Annotated in this window: 16 protein-coding genes; 10 read left to right on the top strand and 6 right to left on the bottom strand. The window is 48.9% G+C overall.

Annotation, left to right across the window (positions count from 1 at the left end; genetic code table 11):
- The 10 genes from DWY79_RS17585 to DWY79_RS17630 form a co-directional block, all read left to right on the top strand.
- The coding region (locus DWY79_RS17585) for an HlyD family secretion protein (RefSeq protein WP_233564008.1) at positions 1–1,015 on the top strand (1,015 nt) is incomplete at its 5' end.
- Between the two features lie 142 nt (positions 1,016–1,157).
- Positions 1,158–2,615 carry an RNA polymerase factor sigma-54 gene (gene rpoN, locus DWY79_RS17590; protein ID WP_005860047.1) on the top strand — a complete coding sequence of 486 codons (1,458 nt, stop codon included), beginning with the start codon at positions 1,158–1,160 and terminating at the stop codon, positions 2,613–2,615.
- Between the two features lie 6 nt (positions 2,616–2,621).
- Positions 2,622–3,242 carry a hypothetical protein gene (locus tag DWY79_RS17595; protein WP_005863464.1) on the top strand — a complete coding sequence of 207 codons (621 nt, stop codon included), beginning with the start codon at positions 2,622–2,624 and terminating at the stop codon, positions 3,240–3,242.
- A gap of 16 nt (positions 3,243–3,258) precedes the next feature.
- Positions 3,259–3,639, top strand: coding sequence for a glycine cleavage system protein GcvH (gcvH, locus tag DWY79_RS17600; RefSeq protein ID WP_122369944.1), 381 nt, complete (start codon positions 3,259–3,261; stop codon positions 3,637–3,639).
- 2 nt (positions 3,640–3,641) lie between these two features.
- Entirely contained in the window at positions 3,642–4,148 is a 507-nt protein-coding gene (gene purE, locus DWY79_RS17605) for a 5-(carboxyamino)imidazole ribonucleotide mutase (protein ID WP_005860041.1), read from the top strand.
- Between the two features lie 106 nt (positions 4,149–4,254).
- The gene (locus DWY79_RS17610) at positions 4,255–6,090 is read left to right on the top strand and encodes a 4-hydroxy-3-methylbut-2-en-1-yl diphosphate synthase (RefSeq protein ID WP_005863460.1); all 1,836 of its coding nucleotides are present in this window, start codon (positions 4,255–4,257) and stop codon (positions 6,088–6,090) included.
- Between the two features lie 33 nt (positions 6,091–6,123).
- Positions 6,124–6,558, top strand: coding sequence for a dUTP diphosphatase (dut, locus tag DWY79_RS17615; RefSeq protein ID WP_005860037.1), 435 nt, complete (start codon positions 6,124–6,126; stop codon positions 6,556–6,558).
- A 28-nt stretch (positions 6,559–6,586) separates the two neighbouring features.
- Positions 6,587–8,305, top strand: coding sequence for a tetratricopeptide repeat protein (locus DWY79_RS17620; RefSeq protein ID WP_005860034.1), 1,719 nt, complete (start codon positions 6,587–6,589; stop codon positions 8,303–8,305).
- Positions 8,302–9,147: a DUF4292 domain-containing protein gene (locus DWY79_RS17625; RefSeq protein ID WP_005860032.1), complete on the top strand. Its 846-nt coding sequence runs from the start codon at positions 8,302–8,304 to the stop codon at positions 9,145–9,147. The genes DWY79_RS17620 and DWY79_RS17625 overlap by 4 nt, the downstream gene beginning before the upstream one ends.
- A 6-nt stretch (positions 9,148–9,153) precedes the next feature.
- Positions 9,154–10,473: a murein hydrolase activator EnvC gene (locus DWY79_RS17630; protein WP_044545170.1), complete on the top strand. Its 1,320-nt coding sequence runs from the start codon at positions 9,154–9,156 to the stop codon at positions 10,471–10,473.
- A gap of 118 nt (positions 10,474–10,591) precedes the next feature.
- On the opposite strand, the gene DWY79_RS17635 is transcribed toward DWY79_RS17630, so the two are convergent.
- The 6 genes from DWY79_RS17635 to DWY79_RS17660 all read right to left on the bottom strand — a co-directional run bounded on the left by DWY79_RS17635 (position 10,592) and on the right by DWY79_RS17660 (position 22,510).
- On the bottom strand, positions 10,592–11,446 hold the full coding sequence (locus DWY79_RS17635) for a phosphatidylinositol-specific phospholipase C/glycerophosphodiester phosphodiesterase family protein (RefSeq protein ID WP_048927007.1): 855 nt from the start codon (positions 11,444–11,446) through the stop codon (positions 10,592–10,594).
- 80 nt (positions 11,447–11,526) lie between these two features.
- Positions 11,527–13,155 carry a trehalase family glycosidase gene (locus tag DWY79_RS17640; protein ID WP_048927008.1) on the bottom strand — a complete coding sequence of 543 codons (1,629 nt, stop codon included), beginning with the start codon at positions 13,153–13,155 and terminating at the stop codon, positions 11,527–11,529.
- Between the two features lie 229 nt (positions 13,156–13,384).
- Positions 13,385–14,533, bottom strand: coding sequence for an alkaline phosphatase (locus DWY79_RS17645; RefSeq protein ID WP_121960697.1), 1,149 nt, complete (start codon positions 14,531–14,533; stop codon positions 13,385–13,387).
- Positions 14,534–14,554: 21 nt separating this feature from the next.
- Positions 14,555–17,428, bottom strand: a complete 2,874-nt coding sequence (locus DWY79_RS17650; RefSeq protein ID WP_048927010.1) for a GH92 family glycosyl hydrolase — start codon at positions 17,426–17,428, stop codon at positions 14,555–14,557.
- Between the two features lie 160 nt (positions 17,429–17,588).
- A complete protein-coding gene (locus DWY79_RS17655) occupies positions 17,589–19,220 on the bottom strand; it encodes a RagB/SusD family nutrient uptake outer membrane protein (protein WP_048927011.1) in 1,632 nt (543 codons plus the stop codon).
- Positions 19,221–19,261: 41 nt separating this feature from the next.
- The gene (locus DWY79_RS17660) at positions 19,262–22,510 is read right to left on the bottom strand and encodes a TonB-dependent receptor (protein ID WP_048927012.1); all 3,249 of its coding nucleotides are present in this window, start codon (positions 22,508–22,510) and stop codon (positions 19,262–19,264) included.
- Positions 22,511–22,582 lie beyond the last annotated feature (72 nt).

The raw sequence follows: 22,582 nt of genomic DNA on the forward strand, positions 1-22,582 counted from the left end.
GGCGGTCATAGAGAATCACGCCGACACGGACGATGCCATCTATCTGGATAAGGTGTTGGAACGATCCGGAAGCGACGTGGATAGCTTGGACAAGGCATTATCAAAGTACAAGGAGCTATCGCTGGGAGATATGCAAGCGGCTTACTCGGGACTACTCTCGGCGCTCCATGCCTGCATCAATTACAGGGAGATCGATTATTATCCGCAAAAAATGGCCTCCATCCGCAAACAGATAGCGTTGTATAAGGCTTACTATAACGAGACCGAACGGCAGCGGAAGACCCTCTCGGAGCAATTCGCCTTGACAAGGCGGCAATACGCCCGGGATTCATTATTGTATAGCCGGTCCGTGATTTCCTCCTACGAGCATGAGACCGCACGGGCTTCCCTGCTGCAAAGCCGTTATTCGCTGGAAGGGGCGGCAGCCTCGGCCGAGAATCTCCGGATACAGATCGGGGAGCAAGAGCAATCCTTGCTGGATCTGACGCTGGAGCGGAGCGAGAAAGAATTTACGCTACGGCAGGAATTACAGATCGCCCGGGAACAATTGCTGAACAGCATGAACGAGTGGAGGTTGCGTTATTGCCTCATCGCCCCGGTAGGGGGTGTCGTGACTTTCACCAAGTACTGGAACGAGAACCAGTATATCCCATCCGGAGAGGTGGCTTTCACCGTCGTGCCGCAAGGCGAGAGCCGGCTGGTGGGGAAGGTGCGCATACCGATAGCACGCTCGGGAAAAGTCCGAAGAGGCCAGCGGGCGATCGTCCGTTTCTCCAATTTCCCAGATCAGGAGTTTGGCGTGGTAAACGGCGTGGTATCGAATATCTCATTGGTCCCCACCGACGAGTACTATACGGCGGATATCGATTTTCCAGAGGGCCTGAGAACCAATTACGGTATCGACCTGCCCGTCTCGCCCGAGACGCAAGCCTCCGCAGAGATCGTAACGGAAGAATTACGTCTGATCGAACGATTCTTCCTCCCGATCAAACGGATCGTGAAGGAAGGATTTTAAAGTCGCTAGGGTCCATCATGCACCTTGTTTAGAACTATTATAGTTTAATAGCTGTACTGTTAAAACTAAAAACTTATATTTGCATGTTGATAAATAAGAGGGCGGGTGATTGTCCTACCCTTACAGTGCAATGATTTAGATTATGTTAAAGCAACAGTTACAACAAAAGTTACAGCAAAAGCTATCCCCTCAGCAGATACAGTTGATACGGCTTCTGGAGCTTCCCGCGATCGAGTTGGAAGAACGTGTGAAGCATGAGCTGGAAGATAACCCAGCCTTGGAGGAAGGAAAAGAGCCTGTTGATGATTTTGAACGAACTGAAAGCGAGGAGGGGGGAGAAGAGATCCCTTCTGTTGATACTGAGACCGACCTTTCTTTGGGAGATTATTTAACGGAAGACGATATACCTGATTATAAGCTACGGGAAATGACCGAGCGTGCGGAACGGAAAGAGGATGTCCCCTTCTCCGTAAGCCAATCCTTGAATGAGTTTCTGTTACAGCAGCTCGGGTTAAGGGATTTACCGGATAAGCAAATGAAAATAGCGGAGTATATCATTGGAAATATCGATGATGACGGTTATTTGCGCCGGGACCTTTCGGCGATAGCGGACGATTTGATCTTCCAAGCCGGACAAGAGGTAGATGAGAAAGAGATCGAGTCTATCTTGAATATCATCCAAGATTTTGAGCCTGCCGGGGTAGGTGCCCGTGACTTGAAAGAATGTCTGTTGATCCAGCTGGATAAGAAGGAGAATACTCCGGTTACAAATTTGGCGATTCGTGTTTTGACCGAATATTTCGAGGAGTTCACCCGCAAACATTACGATAAGATCTTACGAGGTCTCGATATCGATGAGGAAACGTTAAAGAAGGTCATTCACGAGATTACTATGTTAAATCCGAAACCCGGAAGTAGTTGGGGTGGTTCTATGGAAGTGGCGATGAGCCAGATCATCCCGGATTTCGTGGTGGAAGCGCATAATGGAGAGCTTATCTTGAGCATGAATAACCGGGGGGTACCGGATATGCGTATCAACCGGGAGTATGCCGAGATGTTTCAGGATTATACGGCGAATAAGGCGAACCAAACCGCTGAGAGGCGGGATGCCGTACAGTTCGTGAAACAAAAGTTGGATTCCGCCCAGTGGTTCATCGACGCTATCAAGCAACGTAATGAGACCTTGCAGCGTACCATGGAGGCGATTATCTATTTACAACGGGACTTTTTCCTGACAGGCGATGAGGCTACCCTCCATCCCATGATCTTGAAAGACGTAGCGGAGCGTGCGGGATATGATATCTCCACTATTTCCCGGGTAAGTAACAGTAAATATGTGCAAACGAATTTCGGTATTTATCCGTTGAAATACTTTTTCTCCGAGTCTATGCAGACCGATACCGGCGAGGAGATCTCGACCCGTGAGGTGAAAAAGATCATGAAAGAACATGTAGATGCCGAAGACAAACGAAAACCGTTGACCGATGAGGAGTTGGCTACGATCCTGAAAGAAAAAGGGTATGTCATCGCCCGGCGTACGGTAGCGAAATACAGGGAGCAACTGGGGATTCCGGTAGCTCGTCTGAGAAAAGAAATATAAAAGCGTATGAAACTATTCTCGAATATAATATCCTTCGTGTTCCATCCGTTGCTTATGGTAACCTATGGGATCGTGTTGGCGTTGATGTTTACATTTCTCGCCATTTACCCGTTACCTGTGAAGCTGCTGATTGCCGGAGGTACCTTTATTTCGACAGCGATAGTTCCCGGGCTTTTCATCTTCTTATTGGTGAAAAATGGCGCGGCCGGCGATATAGAGCTTTCCGACCGGAAGGAGCGGGTGGTTCCTTATCTGATTTTTATCACTTCCATCTTGGTATGTATCTTTTTCCTGTATAAGATGCTGATGCCGTTTTGGTTGTTAGCGATGCTGATCGGGGCTTGCGTAGCCTTGGTAATCGCCTTATGCATCAATTTTGCTTGGAAGATTAGCGCGCATGCCATTGGTATCGGCGGGTTACTGGGCGGTGTTATGGGAGTGGCGCGTATCCATATGATAAATCCCTACTGGGCTTTTATAGTCGTGTTGATCGTGGCTGGTTTATTAGGTACCTCGCGTATCTTTTTAAAAAGGCATACACCAATGCAGGTATATGCGGGGTTTTGTCTGGGATTTATATGTACCTTTGTAGCCTCATTAATGAGTTATATCTATTTATTCATCTAATAAAAACACTAAAATTATGAATTTTCCTGCAGATTTAAAGTACACAAAAGACCATGAGTGGATTCGTGTAGAAGGTGACGTAGCTTATGTTGGTATTACTGATTACGCTCAAGGCGAGCTAGGTGAGATCGTTTATGTAGACATTACGACAGAGGGGGAGACCGTCGCTCAAGAAAAGGTGTTCGGTACGATTGAAGCTGTTAAGACTGTTTCCGATCTTTTCATGCCGGTTAGCGGAGAGGTTTTGGAAGTAAACGCTGAATTGGAAGACGCTCCTGAATTGGTTAATGAAGACGCTTATGGTAAAGGTTGGTTAATCAAGATTTCTCTTACGGACGCTTCTGAGTTGGAGGAACTATTATCCGCTGAAGACTATCAAAAATTAATCGCTAAATAAGAATGACACCTGTTGTAAGTATTATCATGGGTAGTACCTCGGATCTACCCGTTATGGAGAAGGCGGCTAAGTTCTTGGATGAGATGGAGATCCCGTTCGAGATGCATGCTCTATCCGCACACCGTACTCCCGCTGAGGTGGAGGCTTTCGCCAAAGGAGCTAAAGGACGTGGAATCAAGGTTATCATCGCCGCTGCCGGAATGGCCGCTCATCTTTGCGGTGTGATCGCTTCCATGACGACGGTTCCCGTGATCGGCGTGCCTATTAACTCTACGCTGGACGGTATGGATGCCTTGTTGGCTATCGTACAGATGCCTCCGGGAATCCCTGTGGCTACTGTCGGCATCAATGGCGCTTTGAACGCTGGTATCCTTGCGGTGCAGATGCTTGCCGTCGGCGACGAGCAACTTCAGGAGAAGCTATCCGCTTATAAGGAGGATTTGAAGAAGAAAATCGTGAAGGCTAACGAGGAGTTGGCTAAGGTTTCTTTTAAATACAAAACTAATTAATTGAAAGTTGAAAGTTGAGAATTGAAAATTAAGGAGAAAGTCTCTCTTTAGGTTTTCAGTTCTCAACACTCATTCTCAATTTTCAATTCTCAATTTTCAATTAACAATGGCTTACTTTAATTACAACCGCCGTAAATCATCCGTTGCCCAAATCGGTGACACACCCATGGGAGGTGAGAATCCTATCCGTATTCAATCCATGGCTAATGTATCAACGATGGATACGGAGGCGGCGGTAGCTCAAGCGATCCGTATGATCGAGGCGGGAGCTGAGTATGTGCGTTTTACGGCACAGGGGGAACGGGAAGCCCGAAACTTGGGCGAGATTCGTAAACAATTGAATGAACAAGGGTATACGACTCCTTTGGTCGCTGATATCCATTTTAATCCTAGAGCGGCTGATGCCGCCGCCGGTGAGGTGGAAAAGGTACGTATCAATCCGGGAAACTATGTAGATAAGGTAAAGACATTCAGCCATCTTGAATATACGGATGAGGAATATGCCGCCGAGATCGAGAAGATCCGTGAGCGGTTCGTCCCTTTCTTGAATATTTGTAAGGCACATGGCACCGCTATTCGTATCGGTGTGAATCATGGCTCGCTCTCCGATCGTATCATGAGCCGTTATGGTGATACGCCCGAGGGGATGGTAGCGAGTTGTATGGAGTTTCTTCGCATTTGCCGGGAGGAGAATTTCCCGGATGTGGTTATTTCGATTAAGGCTTCCAATACCGTTGTCATGGTAAGGACCGTGCGGTTGTTGGTTCGTACGATGGAGGCCGAGAATATGCATTACCCCTTGCACCTTGGGGTAACGGAGGCGGGTGACGGTGAGGACGGGCGTATCAAGAGCGCTGTCGGAATCGGTACGCTTCTATGTGACGGTATCGGTGATACGATCCGGGTTTCCTTGAGTGAGGACCCCGAGGCGGAAATGCCGGTAGCGCGTAAATTGGTGGATTATATTAGGGAACGGGAAAATCATCGTCCTATCGAGGCTTCGATGGCTCCCGGTTTCGATACGGTGGCGACATGCCGTCGTATAAGCCGTGTGGTGGAGGGTATCGGAGGTACTTTCCCGCCAGTCGTGATCTCCGATCGTAGTAACGGGGATTTTGAGTTTGATCATTTGTCCTTGCCGGACTATATATATATAGGAAAGGAAGATCCGGATAATTTGCCGGATAATTTCCGTTTATTGGTAGACGCTCATTTTTGGAAAGAGCGTCCGAATGCTTTTCCTTGCTTCATCGCCTCGGAAGCGGAGGAGTTAAAGGATTACGATTGTCCGCTTAAGTTTATCCGTCTGACGTATATGGATCTTACGGATCGTATGTTGGAGATCTTGAAAGCGGATAAGACCGTGGTGGTTTTATTAAGTACACATCATCGGAATGGGGTTGGCTCGCAACGTGCGGCTATGCATAAATTGCTGATGGCGGGTTGTGACGTGCCGGTTGTCTTGCATCGTGATTTCCGGGAGACGGATGTGGAGTTGTTGCAACTGAAATCCGCCGCCGATTTCGGTACGCTTTTGCTGGATGGTTTTGGGGATGGCTTGATGCTGCACAATGAGGGATGCGAGGCGGTTGTCTCGGATCGCTGTATGTTCGGGATCTTGCAGGCTACAAGAACCCGTATCAGTAAGACGGAATATATCTCTTGTCCGAGTTGCGGACGTACCTTGTACGACCTGCAAACAACGATCGCCCGTATCAAGGAGGCTACTTCCCATTTAAAAGGCTTGAAGATCGGTATCATGGGCTGTATCGTAAACGGCCCCGGCGAGATGGCCGATGCCGACTATGGTTATGTGGGTGCCGGACGTGGACAAATCAGCCTGTATAAAGGTAAGGAATGTGTCCTCAAGAATATCCCCGAGGAAGACGCTGTAGAACGTTTAGTTCAGTTAATAAAAGAGAACGGGGATTGGGTTAATTGATTGACTATTGACAATTTGTTTATCTTTGCAAGTATGAAAGTAAGAATTATCAATAAATCGCATCACCCGCTGCCGGGTTATGCGACTCCTTTATCTGCCGGGATGGATATCCGGGCGAATTTGTCGGAATCGGTTGTGTTGAAACCGTTGGAACGTAAATTAATCCCGACCGGACTTTATATCTCGCTGCCGGAAGGCTATGAGGCCCAGATGCGTCCGCGTAGCGGGCTGGCTTTAAAGCATGGGATAACCCTGCTGAATACGCCGGGTACGATCGACGCCGATTATCGGGGGGAGATCGGTATCATTCTCGTGAATCTATCTTCCGAGCCTTTTACGGTGAATGATGGTGAGCGTATCTGCCAAATGGTTATAGCCGCTCATAGCCATGTGGATTGGGAACCCGTGGAGACGTTGGATGATACGGAGCGGGGAGCCGGGGGATTCGGTCATACCGGAAAAGAATAAGAATAATAAGGTTAACAAGAATAATAGGATGTTTAAGCAACTGATATATCTCATCTCTTTCCTCTCGTTGGTCGCTGTGCTCCCGGCTGGTGCTACAGAAACGGAGAAGGATCAACGTAAGTTCGATTACTTCTTTTATGAGGGCTTGAACTTGAAGAACGCCGGGAAATTCGACGCCGCTTATGATGCCTTCAACCATTGCTTGGAGATTGACTCTACGGCGGCTCCGGTCTTGTATGAGCTTTCTTCTTTTTATGTACAGTTGAACCGTCCGGAGAAAGCGGTCGAGATGTTGAAAAGAGCCGTGGCCAACAGCAAGGATAATTTCACGTATAAAATGGCATTGGCGTCTATCACCCGGAATCTGGGCATGTATGGCGAAGCCGCCGAGGAGTACGAGGAATTGGTTCGTGATTATCCGGAGAAGGAGGAGCTGAATTATTATCTGGCCGATGCCTTGACGCAAGCCGGCGAGATCGGGAAGGCGATCGAGGCTTATGATGCGTTGGAGTCGGTTATGGGTATGAACGAGGCGATCTCCATGCAGAAATACAAACTGTACGTCCAGTTGGAGAAACCGGAAGAGGCTTTCAAGGAGATCGAGAAGCTAGCGGCTAAATATCCTATGGAGGCCCGTTACCAGATCGTATTGGGCGATCTTCATTTGGAAAACGGGGAGATGGACAAGGCTTTGGCTTGCTATCAAAAAGCGAATGAGATTGATCCGACCGACCCTTATTATATCGTCTCTATGGCCAATTACTACGAGGCGAAAGGGGATAAGGAGGCCGCCGAGCAACAAATCCGCAGCGCTTTGGTAAACGAGAAGCTGGACGTGGAGACGAAAGTGAACATCCTTTCCCGGTATATCTTGAAACTGCAACAAACGAAGCAAGGAACTGAGAATGCGAACCATTTATTCCAAACTCTTTTGGAGCAACATCCGGAGGATATCGACTTAAAACTGATGTATGGCGGTCTCTTGATGGCCCAAGGAAAGACAGAGGAGGCGAAATTCCAGTTCCAGTTGGTAACAGAGATGGAACCGGGTAACGCCGGGGCTTGGCAGCAATTGCTGAATCTGGCTTTGAAAGGGGAGGATATCCCGGAGGTCATCCGTATCTGTACGGCTTGTATGGAGCTTTTCCCCGAGTCGCCGGAATATTACTTCTATCTGGGTATCGCTTACTACCAACAACAGAAATATCAAGAAGCCTTGAATACCTATTATGCGGGCTTGAATATCATTCCGAAGGAGAACCTGCCGCTGAAATCGGATTTCTACGGTCAGATCGGTGATATTTATTACCAGATGGGGCAATTGGATCAAGCGTATAAAGCGTACGATGAGGCGTTGAAGTATAATGACAAGAACGTGGTCGTACTGAACAACTACAGTTACTTCCTTTCTTTGGAGAAGAAAGACTTGAAAAAGGCGGAACGTATGAGCGCCCAATGTATCAAGCTGGAACCGGACAACGCCACGTATCTGGATACCTACGCTTGGATCTTCTTCGTACAAGGAAACTATACCTTGGCGAAAATCTATATCGAGAGCGCTTTGGAGAAAGATAAGACAAAGAGCGCCGAACTCGTGGATCATTATGGGGACATCCTTTTCATGAACGGTGATAAGGAAAAAGCGGTGGAGCAATGGAAAAAGGCGAAAGAGATGGGGAAGGATTCCGAGATCTTGAACCGTAAGATCGCCGAGCAACAATATATAGAAGACGAGAACGCGAAATGAAAAGAGACTATTTCTTGACCTTCCTGTTATGTGGAGGTCTTTTACTTTCGATGTTGACAGGCTGTAAATCGTCCAAGAAAGTCGGGACGGTGGAATCCGCTAGCGTGAAGGCTCATAATGAGTTCTTCCAGTCGGTGGAGGATCAATCCTTCCAGTTCCGTACCTTGACGGCCCGGTTGAACGTGGATCTGGATATCCCTGGTAAGCAAATGAGCTCTCGGGTGGATATGAAGATGGTCAAGGATAGTGCTTTCCAACTGTCGGTACAACCTTTTCTCGGGATCGAGATCTTCCGTATCGAGTTGAGCCGGGATACGATCAAGGTGGTAGACCGCATGAATAAACGCTATATGATCGAGAATTATTCCAATTTGCAAGGGCAGACTCCGATCGAGTTCAACTTCTACAATTTGCAGGCTCTTTTCACGAATCATCTGTTTATCCCGGGGGAGCAGGGCGTTTCCCGTAAGCATTATAATCGTTTTAAGCTGAATCAAGAAGGCCCGGTAGCCGAGATCAAGACCAAGGATGCCATGGGGTTATTCTATACCTTTAAGGCGGACGGCGAGGAGAAACTTCTCTCTACCTATGTAGCGGATCCTTCCGATCGTTATGCCTTGCAATGGCTGTACGAGGATTTTCGCTTGGTGGATCGGCAGCCGTTCCCGATGTTGATGGATGTGCAGGTGTTGAAGAACGGGAATCCCGAGGGTGGGGTGAAGATCCATTACTCCCGTATCCAACTGGACGAGCCGCTCAAGTTGGATTTTTCGGTTCCTTCTAAATATAAGCGTATTACCTTTGCGCAAGTATTGAAAACGATTACGAATCTGAATCAATAATCTATCATGAGGTACGTCTGGATCGTTCTATTGGCATTGTCTTTATCTACCGTGGTTTACGGTCAGAAATCCGCCGCTGTCCGTCAGTTGGAGCAGCAGCGCAAGGAGGCGTTGGCCGATATCGAGGAGACGAATAAATTATTACAAGAGACGGCCCAGACTGCTAAAACTTCCCTGAACCGTTTGAATCTACTTTCCAAACAAATTCTTTCGCGTAAGAAAGTCATCAGTTTATTGAATCAAGAGCTGGATGAGATCGAGAAAGATATCTTGAATATCCAAGGCCAGTTGCGCACCTTAAAACGGGAACTGGGCGATAAGCAGACGAATTACGGTAAATCGATGCGAGGGCTTTATAAACGCCATAGCTCGCAAGATAAATTGTTGTTTATCCTATCCGCCGAGAGTTTCTCTCAATCCATGCGGCGTATGCGGTATTTGCGGGAATATGCGGATTGGCAGAAGCGGCAAGCGAATGACATCGTTGAAAAGCAGGCCGAGATCAGCCGCAAGCAAGCTGAGATGGAGAAGACCCGTGCCGAGAAGCGTGTTCTTTTAGGAACTCGTCAAGAAGAGAGTAAGAAGCTAGAAAGTGAGGAAGCTTCTCAGAAAGAGGAAGTCCAGCTATTGAATAAGAGACAAAAGGATTTGAAGGCGGATCTCCAAAAGAAGCGTCGTCAAGCCGAGGCTTTAAACCGACAGATAGAGAAGCAGATCGCCGAGGAGATCGCCCGTGCCGAGGCCGAGGCGAAAGCCGCCCGTGAACGTGCGGAACGTGAGCGTCGTGCCCGTGAACAAGCTGCCGCTAAGGGTAAACCCGTACCGGAGAGTAAAAACGAGCCGATCCGTGAGGAACGTGTGGCAGATACGAAAGGGGGCTATGCGATGACAAAGGCGGAGAAGCAATTGTCCGATAACTTCGCCAATAACCGGGGACGTTTGCCGTATCCGGTGGCCGGAAGACATACGATCGTCTCTACATTCGGCGAGCAACAGCATCAGGAGTTGAAATATGTTCGTACCAGTAATAGTGGTATCGATATCCAGACCTCACCCGGGGCGGATGCCCGTGCGGTATTCAATGGGGAGGTGACGCGTGTGTTCGTGGTGCCGGGGTATAATAATTCCGTAATCGTTCGTCATGGTAACTACTTGACGGTTTATAGCAATTTGAGTCAGGTATATGTAAAAGCGGGCGACCGGGTCTCTACCCGTCAAGCGATCGGAAGGATCTATTCGGATCCGGAGGACGGTAATTCCACGATCCTTCATTTCCAATTGTGGAAGGAAAAGACGAAGCTGAATCCGCAGCCTTGGTTGGAATAAAAGCGGTTGTGATATGTTAAAACTATGATGGGCATTATAAGGCTGTTACGATGCCTGTTGTAAAGATGCTAGAATGCCCATTGTAACAACCTTATAATGCCTATTGTAATTTTCTCGTTTAACGCTCGTTCAATACGTTGTATAACCCATTCAGGTCATCGGCACCTACCAAGTCTACGCCTTCTTTGATGAAGAAGCGTTTGAACTGCTCGGTATCCGGGGCGCCCCACCAACGGAATAGTTTTCCCTCATCGTGGACTTTCCGGATGATCTCACGCATCTTCTGTAGTTGGTCGGCGGGCATCTCACCTTCGCCTTTCCAAGTGAAGAAATCGGAGTAATTATCGCTTATGACCGGAGCGAGGGAAGCAGGGATGCCCTGTCCCAGATCCTTTATTTGTCCGTCGAGGAAGGTGAAGCGGCTGTTCTCTTTCGGCAGGCTGCTCTTCGGACGGTCACCGGAAAGGAAGAAGAGGACGGCACCTTCTTTATATTCGCCGTTATCGACGGAACAGAAATATTCCTTGTAAGGTTCCATCTGTTTCTTTAATAGCTTGTACATCTCTTCGCCTTGTGCCTTGCAATCCACCATCAGGTAGAAAGGACGATCGCTATCGGGATAGACCTTACCTCCATTCGCTTGTATGCGGGCCACGAGCGGCTTGAGGTATAGGTTCTCGAAGGTAATGGCCGGGTTGGGTTCCGGGCGATCATGGGAAACGTATAGCTCGCCATCGATCAGCCACAGATCGGCCTCCACGCAGTTGAAGCGGAAGGACAAGGCGTCCAGCAGAGGTCTCTCCCGCCAATAATCATTGTGCGAGAAGGCGTTGTAATGAATTGCGGAGGAGGCTTTCTGAATCGTCTGCTCCGTGGTTGTCTCCGCTACTTGAACTGTGTCCGATCCCTTCGGGGAGGTGCAAGCCGTACAGAGGGCGAGGGAGGTGATAAATAAGGATAGAATCTGTTTCATATACTAATTGTTTTTTGAGTCCAGTTGTAGAGACGGGGCACGCCCCGTCTCTACAACTGGATGTTTATGGATTTGCTGTCTTATACGGTTCGCGTGCCGGGTTTTACGTTAGCCGTCTTCTGTTTGTCGCCCCAAAGGACGGTTAGTTCCAAGGGGACGTCGCTGGTAATTTCTACCTGCGGCTCTTGGGTAGCGGAAGAACGGGCCTTGACTTTGATCGCTACCAGACCGTCGAGGCCGAAAGGATAACGGTCGATACCATAAGCCTCCGTCAAGTTCACGTCTACGGTCAATTTCTTCTCGTACACATTGGAGCGGATGCCGAAGATTTGCTCGATCAAGCCGGAGATCGGTGCCAGTCCGCCCCAGCCCACGAAATTCGGGCGAGCCATGAAGCCCGGCTCCTCATGCTCCGGAGCGTAGTATTCCCAGAACGTACCGGTATTCTTATACACCTTTAGGACGTTATCGTAATGGTTGCGTGCGATCTCGTAAGCCAATTTACGGTAGCCTTGTTGCAATAGGCCGGTAATCACCATATAATTCGCTCCCGGCCATACGCCACCCTGCCAGTAGCGGCCGTTATCCTTGTATTTAGGATGGTTGGCGGCAAGGGAAGGGACGCGGTGCAGGCGGTTGAATGTCTCCTTGTTATCCAGCTCGGCCACGAAAGCGTCCATGCGTTCCTTGGATAGGACATCGGTCAATAAGGCCCAGTATGCGTAGATTCCCTTGGTGGAGGAAAGGCTTCCGTCGGCGTATTGATCGAAAAGGAAATGCTCCTTCTCGTCCCATAGGTTCTCGTTGATATACTTCTTTAGCATCTTCTGCTCGTCCTCGAACTCCTCGATCTCCTGCCAACGCTCCAGATAGAAACCCATCTCAAGCAGATGCCCGGCGGTGAAGTATTGTTGCAAGCAAACGTCCAGCCAGATCATATGGCCGTGGCTGTATATCGGATTGTATTTCGGTTCCACCCGGGGCATGTTGTCCATGCCGGTACCCCAACCGCTGGTCCAATACGTACCGTTGCGCCACGTATGGTTTAGCTTCAACCATTTATAATAAGCGCAAAGGGCGGGGAATATCTTGTGTAGGCGGTCCATATCGCCGAACTGCTTATAATAGACGATCTCGCTCCAAGGGAGGATATTCGGTCCGGTGCTGGTCGGATCGTAACGCTCGAAACAGTCCGCTCCGTCCGCCTTGATCTCCCGGCAGATGAAACCGTCCGGATGTTGTTTGGCGTAAAAATTATCTAACGTACGTTGGAAGGGGAAGAAGCGGGTACCGAAACGGGCGAACATCATCATGAAGGCGGAGTCCCACATGAAGATATTGCCGTTGTAGGCGACATCGAGGTAACTGCATACGAAACCGGAATCTGGTTCAGGGGCCTTGATGTTGCCGATGCCGATTTGCCAAGCCTTCCAGTACATCTCGATTTCCTTCTCGTGTCCGCTCCAAGTCGGGTCCGGGAGGATTTGCTTGGCCTCCTCGAAGGTTCCGGGCGTGATGGTCTCCGGTCTCGCTGTCCGGAACTCATTCTCGGTCACGAAGGGTTCCTTCAGGTAGGTGTTCTTGTAAGGAAGATTGTACTTGGGTCGTTTCTCTTCCATTTTCTCTTGCGCTAAAAGGTTCCCGGCGGGAACGGAGGCCGCACCTGCTGCGAGAAGGGATTGCTTTAAGAAGTTTCGTCTTGTTGTCATTCCTTATGATATTTTTATTGGGGGAGAGAGGGAGAAGGTGCGCCTCAGTCGGTGAACACGGTCCTCCCGGTCGGGTACCGTAGTACTGCTAGTCAAGTACTGCTGTCCTCTCAGCCAAAGTACTGCGGTACTTGGGCAGGGGTACTGCGGTACCCGACCGGGAGGATTGCGGTACTTGACTAGCGGGATAGCGGCCTGTTATACTCTCCATCGGATGAATACTGTTTGATTATAGATTCAGGAGCTTTTTGATCTTCCAGAAGATATCCGTATTCTCGAAGATACCCGTGAAGTTCTCGGCGCCCGGGCCGAAAGCGTAAACGGGAACCATGACACCGCTGTGGCTACCGGTGGAGAATTTACAGACGATACGGCCCTCGTTCAGATCCCCGTCCACCAAGGTAAGGCCACCGGTCTCGTGATCGGCAGTTACGACAACCAATGTCTCACCGTCTTGGGCGGCCCATTCGAAGATACGTCCGATCGTACGGTCGAAATCATGTGTCTCTTGCATCAACAGGTCGATATCGTTGAAATGTCCGTAATCATCCAATTGGGAGCCCTCTACCATCAGGAAGAAACCTTCCGGGTTTTGTCCCAGCAGATCGATCGCTTTCATCGAGGCACGAGCCAAGAGATCGCCTCGCTCGGCGGGAAGCGGGGTATCTACGGTATCGGTAACGCAGAATACCTTGCCTTTTTGAATTTTCGCCAGTTCCTCCCAGCTACGGGGAGTCTGGTAACCTTTCTCCCTTAATTCCTTGAACAAATCACGTCCGTCTGCACGGTTCTCGAATAGCTTGGAGCCGCCGCCGAATACGTAATCGACGCCACAGTTCACGTAATCCGCTACGATCTCGGCCTCGGCGTCGCGATCCGTATTGTGGCAGCAGAAGTCGGCGGGCGTAGCGTCCCATAGGCGACAGGTAACGGCGATGCCGCTTGACAGGCCTTTCTTGTTCGCCAAGGTAGCCAGAGATTCCAAGGGTTTGCCTGCCGGGTCTACGCCTACCATATGGTAGTTCGTTTTATGGCCGGTGGCCAGTGCGGTACCTCCGGCTCCGGAGTCGGTGATGAGGCGGTTGGCGCAATAGGTTTTCGAGAGGCCGGTGTATTGGGAGTTGTCCAGCCAGAGCTTGCCCCGGTTGGCGGTCCAAGCGGAATACATGTGCATAAGGCTCATGCCGTCGCCGATCATGAGGATCACGTTCTTTATTTTCTTTCCGGTAGGGGGGACTAGTTTCTTGACCTCGTAAGGTTTCTCTAGTACATACGTTTGTTCTTTGTCTCGGCGACTTTGTGCTGCGGCCTCCGGAACGATCATGCCGGATAGCAGGATGGCTAAGGAGGATAGCACGGATAGAGTTGTTCTTCTCATATGATTCAGTATTTAATATTATCAATTTATATAAAGGTTCTCTGTTGGGATCGCGTCTAGTTTGGACATGCTTGGCGTACGCCAGCTCCAGCCTAGGTACTCACCCTCGTAATCCTCGAAATAATGCAAGGCGAAGGGGTGGTAGCCTTTTTGTAAGGGGATGCGTCCCGTCGCTTCGATAGCGGCGTGGGAGGCATCATTGTCCACTACCTTTTCTTTGCCGATATAGAGGACGCTACCGTCATCCGAGCGGGTACTGAACTCATAGACTCCATCTTCCGGGGCGTATATATATCCGGTGAAGATATAACCGAAATGATCCGGCAATTTAGCGTTCAGGATAGAAGGCTCAGGTATTGTTCCGGTCTCGACCACCTTCGCCTTTTGCAGATCGGCTACCCATTGGAACTCTCCTTCGTAATAAGTATAAGCTACCCCATGCTTCGTAGGCTGTATGGATAATGCGGGGCGTAATACGGCTTTTGTGGCTTGGATCGAGTACGTACGGCTGGGTACGAATCCCTTTTTATATCCTTTGGCCTTGATAATCGTGGTCTCTTTTAAGACGAATGGCTCGCTGTATACGGGAGCGTTCTCATCCGGTTCCGATCCGTCAAGCGTGTAATGGATAACCGCCTCGGGTGTCGTGGATTTTAGTTCCGCCGTAATCTCACCTTCAAACAAATCCAGATCATTCGCTATGTAAGGGATAGAGACGGTAGGTTGCTCCGTATAGGAATAGGGAGCGTACTCGGGAGCGGTTCCCCAACGCTTGTCCGGTGTTGCCGAGAGCGTAAAGTCCAGTGTGCCTCCTTGCATCAACTGGTCGTAGGTGATGTAGCAATGCGATATCTCCTCGCCGTTTAAGGTAACCTTCGTGATATACTTGTTCTTATCCGGCTGGTTGGCGGTAATGACCAATGTCTTGCCATTGCCCAGCTTCATGTTCGCCTTATCGAACAACGGGGTCGTTAGGATAAACTGGTTGCTACCCGGACATACGGAGTAGAAGCCGAGGCTGCTCAAGATATACCAAGCGGACATCTGGCCGCAATCCTCATTGCCGATGATGCCTTCCGGCGTGGGCTGGTACATCTCGTCCAGCAAGCGACGGGTCCATTCCTGTGTCTTCCAGGGCTGGCCCACATAGCTATATAGGTAAGCCATGTGATGGCTAGGCTCGTTGCCATGCGCGTATTGACCGACCAATCCGGTAACGTCTACCAGATCGCCGACTACCTCGGAGGTAACCATAAATAAGCTATCCAGATCAGCGATGAACGCCTCCCGGCCTCCGGACAACTGGGTCAATCCATATACGTCATGCGGGGTAAAGAAACGATATTGCCAGGCCGTAGCCTCCGTATAGGAACGTCCGATGGCGAATGGATCGAAAGGAGTCTCCCAATTCCCATCCTGCCGTTTGCCCCGGAAGAACCGGGTACTACCGTCGAATACGTTGATAAAATTCTGGGAGCGCTTGATGAAGGTCTCATAATCATCCATATGTCCTAAAGCTTTCGCCATTTGTGCGATACACCAATCATCGTAGGCAAATTCCAATAGGCAGGAAACCGATTCTTTCTTGATATTCGTCGGGATGAAGCCTTCCTTTATATAATAATCCGCTCCTTTCTTATTCTTCTCCGCTGAGATCTTCATCGCTTCGAGAGCGTGTTCCGCGTCATATCCGCGAATACCTTTTAAATAAGCGTCCGCTATAATCGATGTGGAGTGATAACCGATCATGGTCCCGGTCTCGCCCGCCGATAAGGGCCATAACGGAAGCTCGCCGCTGGCGTCGTACATATCCAAGAGAGACTGTACCATATCATTCACCAAGGTAGTATCCAACAGAGTCATCATCGGATGCCAGGCCCGAAAGGTGTCCCAAGTGGAGAAGGTGGAGAATTGGCGGCGACCTGCCGGGATCGTCGCTACGCTCATGTCGTGACGGCGGTATTGTCCGTTCACGTCGCTCGCTATATTCGGGATGATCTTGCTATGGTATAGCGCCGTATAGAAATTCGTGCGCTCGGCTTCGGTGCCTCCTTCTACCGTGATAACGTCCAGCTCTTTTTCCCAATCGGAGCGTGTCGCTTGATGGATGGCATCGAAATCAAAGCCATAGGAATCCGTCTCTTGCTCAAGGTTCAGACGGGCGTTCTCCTCATTTACGATCGATACCCCGACTTTGCAGACGATGGGTTTTCCGGTAGTCGTATCGAAGGTAAGTACGGCTTGCCGTTCGGAAGGCTGTTCCATGGAAGAGAAGGGTTGCGAGAACTGCGCTACAAAGAAGACATATTGATTGTCTACCCAGCCCCGGGTACGCCGCATACCGGTAAGCTCGTTATCCCCGGTTCGCTTCACCCAGCCCTCGTACATATATTCGTTATCCAATAAATGGTCCATATCGACCACCAACGTAGCCTCTGTCTCTTTTTTATAGGTATATCGGTGTATCCCGACATGCGGGGTCGTGGTAAGTTCCGCTAATACACCTGCCTCCTTGAGATTCACCGAGTAGTAGCCCGGGGAAGCCTTCTCGTCCGAGTGCGAGAACACTAAAGGTGTCTGGAGAGACGGGCGGAATAGGATATCGCCTAGGTCGATACATCCCGTACCGCTTAAATGGGTATGGGAGAAACCCATTAAGGTAGAATCGCTGTAATGATAGCCAGAACAAGCGTCCCAGTTACCTTTCCGGGTGTCTGGGCTTAGTTGGACCGCTCCGTAAGGAGCCGTGGCCCCGGGATACGTGTGTCCGTGAAATCCCGTGCCGATAAACGGATTCACGGAATCGATGGGGGATTGTGGAGCTTGGCTACAGGCCGTGAATAAGGCTATTATTCCTGTACACAAGCAAGAAGAAAGCGTTTGAATTAATCTCATGGTATATTTTTTGTTTAATATATAGTATACAATAGGCAAAGGTAAGCTACCTATTTGAGATATGCGTTTTTACCCGGTAGAAAATAACATGGGCTGTTTCATTTTCTGAGACAGCCCGTAATGAATCTTATTCGTACCTTGATCGGTTTAAAGGAGCCGGTTAATATCCCTCGTTCTGCTTCAATTGACCATTCGATTTAGTAATCTCTTCACTTGGATACGGGAATACCATCATATGCGCTTGATAGGCGTTTTTGTTGGTGTAATCTTCATAACCAATAATCGTGAACGCGGATTCCGGATTCGCCCGGTCTTCATATCTGCGGATACGTGGATGTGCGTTCAACTCTTTATCGGCCAATGTCTTTATGTCGGTATTGGAAGAACGGTTCCAACGCTTTAAGTCGAATAGATGATCTGTAAACTCAAAAGCCAATTCACAACGGCGTTCGTGATATATATCCTTCATCGTGGCGGTGCCGGCAAGCGGTGTCAAGTTGGAGCGTAGGCGGATACGGTTGATGTCTGCGGTTGCTTTATCGGCTTGACCTGTCATTAAATATGCCTCGGCACGGAACAATAACATTTCTGCGAAACGGATGATCGGGAAATTGACACGGACCGTAGGCCAGTCTCCGTTAGCACTCACGGCTCCTTCACCTACAGGGTCTGAGTATTTGAAAGCGTCCATGTATTTATTGATCATGAAACCAGCTTCAAGGTCGGAGGTAGACCAGAATTTGCGTGTCTCGCCGAAGAACGGGAACTCTTGGTTGTATTCCAAGATTGAGCGTACTAAACGGTCATTACCTTTACCATCTTTCGCCATTTCTTCGTAGATGTCGTAAGAGGGCTTCATCTGCCCCCAACCATTATATTTGCCCCATCCTTTGTTCTCAAGGATAATGCCCGGGAATTCGGTACCGCCCGGTAGTGCGCCGCCGATACTCGGAATAGTCCAGAGATATTCGGCATTCCAATAATCTTTCAAGTCAGACGAGAATAGTTCCGCGAATGTAGGAGCTAGATCTCGATTGTAGTTGTTCTCCAATTGATTGACCATCTCGATGACGTTGTTCCATTGGGTAGCATCCCAAGTAGCCCAGTAAGCATAAGTTTTCGCTTTGAACGCCACGGCAGCAGCCTGATGTGCCCGGCCCCGGTTGTCGGCGTCATAGGATTCGAAGTTTGGAAGGTAGGCGATTGCCTTGTCCATATCTTCGATGATCAGTTTATAATTGTCCATAACGGTAGCTTGCTGAGGCGGTATGGAGTTGTCGTAATCGTCGGGGAAGTCCTCGTAACGTACGAAAGGTACTCCTTGTTTATCCGTACCGTACCGATAAGCGATCAGATAATGTGCCCAGCCGCGACTGAAGTAAGCTTCGCCCAAGCTGCGTTTCTCGACGGCGGTCAGCGTCGTTCCCTTTTCTTTCTTCACTAATTCTTGGATGATCCAATTCGCACGGGACATAGTAGAATACATACGGCTGAATACATCTCTTAGAGGAGATTCATCACCGGTATAGGCTAAGGTCGCCAAAGAGTTATAACCGCGCGTACGTCCCCAAACAATGTCGCATGCGGCTCCCTGTTCCCAGAATAATTCACGGCCGTAACAACCCTCTTGATGGAATCTTTCATATAATCCGTCAATGGCATCAATGGCCTGTTGATCATTCAAGAAATAGGAGGTTGTAGTTGCGTTTCCTTCCGGCTGAACGTCGAGGAAGTCGCTACAAGAACTACAAACCAATGCGGATAATGCTAATACTGTAATATATCTTTTCATTTTGATCCTTTGTTAATATGAATATCTTTTAAAATACCCGATTAGTATGTCAATTTGACTCCGACAGAGAATACGCGTGAAACCGGATACTTCAAGGCATCCCAACCGCCGGTTTCCGGGTCCATTCCTGAGTAGTTCGTGATCGTGAAGAGGTTCTCACCGCTAAGGTAAACAGACATCATGCTGTTGCGTTCTTGCAGGTGAGCGCATTTCCTGATAACATCACTCAAGTCATAGGATACGGTGAAGTTCTTCAAACGTAAGTAAGAAGCATTCTCCAGATACCAATCAGACGGTGTGCTAAAGTTGCTATTTGGGTCGTTTTTCGATAAGCGTGGAATATTCGACCCTGTATTCGACGGACTCCAAGCGTTCATGATCTCTTTTGAGCGGTTGAAGTTTCCTTCTACATCGCTTAAAGCCATATATTTACCTACATATAAAGCTTGTGCTCCACCTACGCCTTGGAACATAGCGCTTACGGAAAGCTTCTTCCAAGTGAATCCTCCGGAGAATGAGAATGTAGTTTTAGGTGTAGCGCTACCGCAGTATTGACGGTCTTCATCATTGATAACTCCATCACCATTGGCATCGACGAATTTCAAATCGCCGGCTACAGCGTCCGGTTGGATTCGTTTTCCGTCTTTGTTTACATAAGCGGCTGCCTCTGCGTCGCTTTGAAAAATGCCGTCAGTCTTGATCAGATAGAAAGAGGCCAGCGGTTCTCCTTCGGCTGTTTGATACATATATGGAAGGTTACGATAACTACCATCGAAATATGCATCATTTTTGGTGATACCTGTCCAAACGCCCGGGGTTCCGTCTGTGTTTTTTACCCCAATATCAGAAACCCAGTTCTTTAGATAAGAGAAGTTTCCGGAAACGAAGTACGACCAATCTTTATTTACCTGTTGGTTCCAATTGATTTGCGCCTCGAAACCTCGGTTGCGGACTTCACCTTGATTGACTAACATGGCATCGATACCGATCGTTCCCGGCCAGTTCATCGTTTGCGACTGGATCAAGTTGAACGTGCGTTTGTCGAAATAGTCGAATGCCATGCTCAAGCGATTGTCGAACATGTTCACATCTAGGCCTAAGTCCCATTGCTCGGAAGTTTCCCATGTTAAGTTGGGATTTAATGCGGTAGAGTTATAGACGAAGTTTCCCCAAATCTTGTTCGATTCTACGCCGTACTGTGCCTGCTCCGACCAGAAAGTTTTACCTAATAAGGCGGATTTATAATTGTAACCGATAGATCCCAGATTACCGACACGTCCCCAAGAAGCACGGATCTTCAATAAATTCAGTGTCTCGCTCTTCGGGAAGAAAGATTCATTAGAGATTTTCCATCCGGCTGTTACGGCAGGGAAGTCGCCATAGTTATTATCTTTAGGTAGACGGCCTGCGTAATCACGACGCCAAGAGGCTGTAACGAAGTAACGATCGTTGAAGGAATAAGCCAGACGGGCGATCAAGGATACGTTTGCGTCAGGACCGGTCAAATAATCGGTAGCGGAAACGGAATTCGCATAGGATAGATATTGTAAATAATCGGATTCGTCAGATAAATCTTTTCCATTAACCTCTAGCCCTCGCTTGCTGTAATGATCGGCCGTAGTGGATAGTAAGACACCCAGGGTGTGCATGTCATTAAACGTATTGTCGTAAGTCAATGTGTTTTCCGTTTTCCATGCGTCTGCACGGTAAGTCGTTTCATCCAGATTATTTGTCAAGGAGGGTTTTCCCACCTCGTCACGGATCGGACTGAAGTTCTTATATAGATTATTCTTCAGGTTGTAAGTGAAACGGCTCGTGAACTTTAAGCCGGTAACGATATTCGCTAGTTCCAGACTGGTCGTACTCCAGATGTCACTGGTTCGGTCATAGCGGTTTTCCGCTTCCAGCAAGCGAACCGGATTGACAGCGTCTCCGTGGATATCCGCGAAGTTGGAGCCATATTTGGCGATGTAATCCGGGTCTTCGGTCGTTGTTCCACCGTAAGTACCATCCAGCGGATTGTAAACCGTAGCGCTGGCAGGCATATACATAGCCGCCGCGACAACTCCCGTATAACCACTGTCGGTATCTTTTGAACGGCTTTCGTTGTTTTTCCAAACCACGTCTTCGGTGATGGTCACCCATTTATTCAATTTGAATTTACCGTTGTAACGAAGTGAAAGGTTCTTGTTGAAAGTATTGATCAATACACCTTCATCGTTATCGTAAGCAAATGAAACACGGTTGGAGGCATTCTCGGAACCAACATTCAAGGCTACGTTATGGCGTTGGTAGAAAGCGGTGCGGAAGATCTCGTCCATCCAGTTGGTACGTGTGGTACCTACCCATGGGTTCTTGGTCAAATCCCAACCGGTCGGCAATGTAAGCCCCGCGTTTGCGTAAGACAGTTTTCGCATCTCGAGTTGCTCTTCCGCATTTAACGGCTCGATTACGTTGCTAGCTTTACGAACACCGAAAGTCGCATCATAGCTCAACGAGGTCTTGCCCTCTTTCGCCTTCTTGGTGGTTACCAAGATAACACCGCCGGCTCCGGATTGCGCTCCATAGATAGCGGCAGAGGCAGCATCTTTTAAGACGACAATCGTCTCGATATCATTCATAGAGGCGATGGGTGCGCCGGGAACACCGTCAACAACCCATAATACGTTATCGCCATTCTGTGAGCCCTGTCCACGGATCACGATTGAGGGTGTAGCCGTTGGGTCTCCACCGTTCGCTTGTACGGTAACACCCGCTAACTGCCCTTGCAACATACTTTCGGTAGAGGTAACCGGACGGGCCACCAAGTCTTCCGTGTTGTTCAGCACGCCCACGGAAGCGGAGAGATCTTGTTTGCGTTGCCCCGCTCCATAACCGAGTACGACTACCTCATCCAATTTCTGCGTATCTTCTTCTAGGATGATGTTGAAGGTCGTTTTCCCGTTTATCGGGATACTTTGCGTCATATAACCGATATAACTGATCTCTAAGATAGCGTTTTCCGGAACTTCCAGTAGGAAATCTCCATCGAGCCCGGTGATTACTCCGTTTGTCGTCCCTTTTACGATCACGTTCGCGCCAATTACAGGAATCCCCGCCTGGTCTTTGACGATACCGGAAATCTGTTTCGTACTTTGTTGGTAGATGCTGGGACTCGGAAGTTCTAAGCCCGATGATTGCCCAAAGACGGGAGAAGCTTGAGCGGTTTGGGTACCTGCCACTATGCCACATAAAGACATCCCTACGCATAGATGCTTGACAGGGATGAAATCATAAAGCCGTTGTTTCATGTTTGCGTATTTTAGTGTTTATCTAAATCTGCCGCAAAAGTAGGCGTAATATGTGCGAGTATAGTGGAAGGT

The sequence above is a fragment of the Parabacteroides sp. AF27-14 genome (assembly GCF_003635425.1).
Classification (GTDB): domain Bacteria; phylum Bacteroidota; class Bacteroidia; order Bacteroidales; family Tannerellaceae; genus Parabacteroides; species Parabacteroides distasonis.